This window comes from Kitasatospora sp. GP82 (assembly GCF_029892105.1).
GTDB lineage: Bacteria > Actinomycetota > Actinomycetes > Streptomycetales > Streptomycetaceae > Kitasatospora.
This window is the reverse complement of the sequence record NZ_JARZAJ010000105.1, coordinates 1-4334: the sequence shown is the minus strand read 5'-3', so window position 1 is coordinate 4334 and position 4334 is coordinate 1. Positions and strand designations below refer to the sequence as shown.

At 67.5% G+C, this 4334-nt stretch carries 3 protein-coding genes and 1 pseudogene; 2 read left to right on the top strand and 2 right to left on the bottom strand.

The genetic code is table 11. The features are described from left to right. Positions 1-205: hypothetical protein (locus tag P3T39_RS37175; RefSeq protein ID WP_280703753.1), on the top strand; the 205-nt coding region annotated here is incomplete at its 5' end. Positions 206-1971: 1766 nt separating this feature from the next. Here the strand turns inward: P3T39_RS37175 and P3T39_RS37170 are convergent. Both P3T39_RS37170 and P3T39_RS37165 read right to left on the bottom strand, forming a co-directional pair. Continuing rightward, positions 1972-2401: pseudogene (locus P3T39_RS37170) on the bottom strand (DUF1707 domain-containing protein); the annotation flags it as partial. A gap of 430 nt (positions 2402-2831) precedes the next feature. Continuing rightward, entirely contained in the window at positions 2832-3572 is a 741-nt protein-coding gene (locus P3T39_RS37165) for an SDR family oxidoreductase (protein WP_280703752.1), read from the bottom strand. Between the two features lie 468 nt (positions 3573-4040). Between P3T39_RS37165 and P3T39_RS37160 the strand changes: the two genes are divergently transcribed. Next, positions 4041-4244, top strand: a complete 204-nt coding sequence (locus P3T39_RS37160) for a DDE-type integrase/transposase/recombinase (protein ID WP_280703751.1) — start codon at positions 4041-4043, stop codon at positions 4242-4244. Positions 4245-4334: the final 90 nt, after the last annotated feature.

The window sequence follows — 4334 nt, the reverse complement described above, 5'->3', positions numbered from 1 at the left end:
ACCCACCCCGCGACCGGCAGACCCCCACACCCTCAACCAGCCCGCCACCGGCGACAACCCCGACCTCAACCTCACCAGCCAAACCCTCCACCTGACCAGCCACCGAGCCTGGAACGGGGATGCGCCGGTCCTTGCCCCGCCCGCAGGTACGGCACAGGATCCACCGCGGCAAGGTATGGACATCCGGGTCTCAGCCAGCAGGTAACGCCGACGGCCAGCACAAGCCGGCCACCGGCCACGCACGGCAACTGCACCGCCGCCTCAACCCGCCTCAACCCGCCTCAACCCGCCTCAACCCGCCGAAGTCGAAGCGGCCATAGGCCAATACGCCATAGAGACCCCCCGTGGCCTCCACGGCACTCGCCCACCAGCAAATCAAATGGTGACCACCGAACCCAGAAACGACGCTTGACGGGCACTGCGCCAACACCCTCACGCCGAGATCATCACGAGCCTCCCAGGCCTCGGACCGCAGCCCAGCACCCCGGCGCCAGCCGAAATCAGTGACGACAAGACGCGCTTCACCCACCCCCACACACCGAAGGCATACGCCGGATCCGCACCGACCACCCATGCTTGCCGCAAAAAGCGCCACCCCGGGCGACAACACAACAAGAACAACCGCCTCACCCACCCCGGCCACCTCAGGACATTCACCTCCCCACAGACATCCACGGACGCACACACTCACCACAGGCACCAGCAAGAGAAGAGCGACCGACACACCTACGCCCCGAGAAACCACTTCAACCAGATACCCGGCCAGCTCCACCACCACCACCACCACCGACGCCGCGTTCACATCAACAAGCACAACGCACTTACGGCATCATCGCCAACCGAAGCAACAGCCGCACAACCAACGAGCACAACGCGTTTACGGCATCATCGCCAACCGAAGCAACAGCCGCACAACCAACGAAGACACCTTGCCCATAGTGGCGACAGCAGCTGATCATTCGAACATGAGACCCGAAATGCAGACATCCGTCGCTACCGGCCCACCCCCTGACCGGAACACGAGCAAAGAGAAAATCGACAGACGCGATCAGCAACTCCACGCGATCGCCAAGCCACTCACAGGGAAGGAAGCAAGAACACATGCCACCTGCTTCAGCCCTGACGACTGCTACAGCACCACCTGAACACTCCCACACCTCACCGAGACCGACCCGAACCCCGTGCCGACCACCCAACCCGCACCAGCGGGGGAACTTCAAGTTCCGGATCAACGGCCGGGTCACGAACGACAATCCGGTGCGGCAGGCGCCGCCGCACCGGCAGACCGCAGCAATCACGCCAGACACCAAGGAGCAAGACATGAAGCTCAAGTTGGGACGCCGCGCCGGGACACTCGCAGCGGTCATGGCACTGTCCGCCGGCGCTGTGGCCGCGGCGGCGGGAAGCGCCTCCGCCGACGACGTCGTCCCGGTGAACGTCGGCCACTCGGTCGGCCTCTCCAACAACCCCAATACCTGGGGCGGCAAGATCGCCTACTGGTGGGACCTCCCCAACCACGGCTCCGTCTACGCCCAGTGCTGGACTGTCGGCCAGAGCATCGGCAACTACGGCGACACCTGGTACCGGGTGAACGAGGTGAACTACAACGACGGCGGCGGGTGGCACTACACCGGCAACGCATTCGTCTTCGCCGGATACGCCGACGGCAATGCCCGCAGTGTCAACCGCGACTCCAACATCCCCCCCCGTGCTGACAAGCCCCAGCCCCAAGGCCGGGTAGTCAGCGGCTGGTCTTCGGTGTCAAGCACCGGCCGGGGTACGGTGTTCGACCCTTCACGGCAACAAAGCTCCGGCGGGAAGGCGGTCGACCCAGACCACCGTCGCGCCTGGAACTCCGTTGCCGTTGATCGAGGCAGCCACGGGTCCCTGTACTCCCGGGCAGGCCGGCACAGTGCCCACCCTCGAACCGGAGCCGGGGTCAGCCGGTCCGGATGGCGTGGCACGGCGCCCCCCGGTACGCAGGTCCTCGACATCGACGATCGCGTCGCGAGGCACCGTGATCTCGGCCCTGCCGGTGCCGGGCTGCAACTCGATGTCGACCACCGGATGCTCGATGACCGCCCGGGACAGGTCCAGGTGCACCCTTCCGAGTACGGACGCGACCTTGAGGAACCGAGGTACCCGCCACGAGCCGCGCCGCCGGATCCGTCCGCCGACGGCGGCAATCGTGGACGTGCTGCCCGCGCTCTCCTCCGGGAGCCGGACCAGAGCCCGCACGACCTCGCTGTGCGTCTTGGCGGTAAGCACCTGGTGGAGGCGTTCGACCCACCTCCTCGTGCGAGATGTGCCCTTCGGTGTACGCCTCCTGTAGGCCCTGCACGGCCGTGCCGCGGTCGTCTTCGCCGATCAGTGGCGACAGATCTTCCCACAGAGAGGGCACCCTCTCACTCTCGTGCCGCGCCGCGCCGCGCCATGCCATGCGGCGCCGTGCCGTGCCGTGCCGTGCCGTGCCGTGCCAACGATGCGAACACGCCAACGTCCGTAACGGGCAAAGCATTCAGACAGGAAGGCCGGCCGCTCGTCATCATGGCCTTGATCACCCAACCCGGCGAACCCGTGCGGCCGAAGCACCAGATCACCCAGCCACTCCGGATCCGCCCACCACACCGAGGAAGGCCTGCGAACCGGCCCGAGCCAGGCCCCGGACACGTACTGCCCACAGCGCGCCACCACCGGGACGGCACGGCGCTCCGGGCGGCCAAGTCGTTCGAGCCATCAGACGGCGACAAGCTCACAGCCACACCCGGAACCCCTGGGCTCTCTCATCTCACGAATGATCAGATTCGACCCGCTTGAAAGACAGGACAAGCTCAGATCAGATTCAGCCCGCCATCGAGCACGACGACCTCGCCGGTGAGATAGGTACTGGCGATCACCGACGCCACCAGGTCGGCCACGTCGGCAGGCCGGGCCGCGCGGCGCATGGGCGCGTGGTCCCGCCACAACTCGTGCGCCTGCACCCAGTCCTTCGTCATCGGCGTGTCCACCAGCCCCGGCGCCACCGCATTGACCCGCACCTCGGGCCCGAGCGCGGCCGCCAACAGCCGGGTCACGTGATTCAACGCAGCCTTGCTCGCCGCATACGGCACCGACGAACCCTTGGGACGCACCCCGGCGTGACTGGTGACGTTCACGATGCTGCCACCCCCGGGAGATTGACGCAACGCCGGAAGCGCCGCCGTACACAGCACCCACGGCGCGATCAGGTTGACCTCCAACAGCTGCCGCCAATCCGCCGGTGTCGCCGCGGCCAGGTCGTCGTGCGGGATCGGCCAGCTGATGCCCGCGTTGTTCACCAGCACATCCAGCCGCCCGTACCGGCCAAGCGCCGCCTCAACCAGCCCCCGGGCCTCCTCCTCCACCGCCAGATCCGCCCGCACGTACGCCCCAGCAAGCTCCACCGCCAGCGCCTCCCCGGCCTCCTCGCTGCGCCGCGAATGCACGACGACCCGCATCCCGTCCGCCGCCAGCCTCCGCGCGACGGCCTCCCCGATCCCCGACGTGGACCCGCTCACCAAAGCGACGGGCCGATCCGCTTGCTCAATCCTCATACCCGCGGATCCTGCCACGGCTCCCCTGCGACAAGCCGGCCGGTCCCGGGTCTCCAACAGAGCGAACACCGACGCCACCAGCCACCACCACAAGCCACGCGAGCGGAAATACCGTGACCACCCGTGAAGTTGCCCCGGTTTGATGGACAACCTTCCGCTTTGGGACACTGGGTCCCGCAAGGAGGAGTTCATCGTGCCAAGGACGCGTCCGGCACCACGAGCGGTCCCACGGGACCTACGGCGCCCCGCGCATCCACGCCGACCTGTGCGAGATCGATGGCCTGTCCGTCGGCCGCAAGCGCGTCGCCCGCCTCATGCGCCTGGCAGGCCTGGTCGGCGTGCACCGCCGCACCGGCCGCGCATCGCTGACCCGCCAGAACCGGCAGGCCAAGGCCGCCCCCGACCTGATCGGCCGGGACTTCACCGCCAGCGAGCCGAACCTGCGCTGGACTGCCGACATCACCTTTCGTGCCCACCAGCGAGGGCTGGCTCTACCTCGCCGCGATCATGGACCCGTTCTCCCGCCGCATCGTCGGCTGGGCCATGGCCGACCACATGCGAACCGAGCTGGTCACCGACGCCCTCGCCATGGCCGTCGCGGCCCGCAGGCCCCGCCCCGGCCTGGTCCATCACAGCGACAAGGGCTCGCTTCATAACGAACGGCGAGCTTGATGCCCCTATGGATGTCAATCGGCTGACGCTGGTGCAGGGGTCGGATTCCTGGCTGCGGTGATGAGTTGGTAGATCTCGCGGGCGACGTAG

Bases quoted from the DNA above. Each gene is read 5' to 3' on its own strand.
- P3T39_RS37165 (WP_280703752.1), bottom strand. From the start codon at position 3,572: ATGAGGATTGAGCAAGCGGATCGGCCCGTCGCTTTGGTGAGCGGGTCC.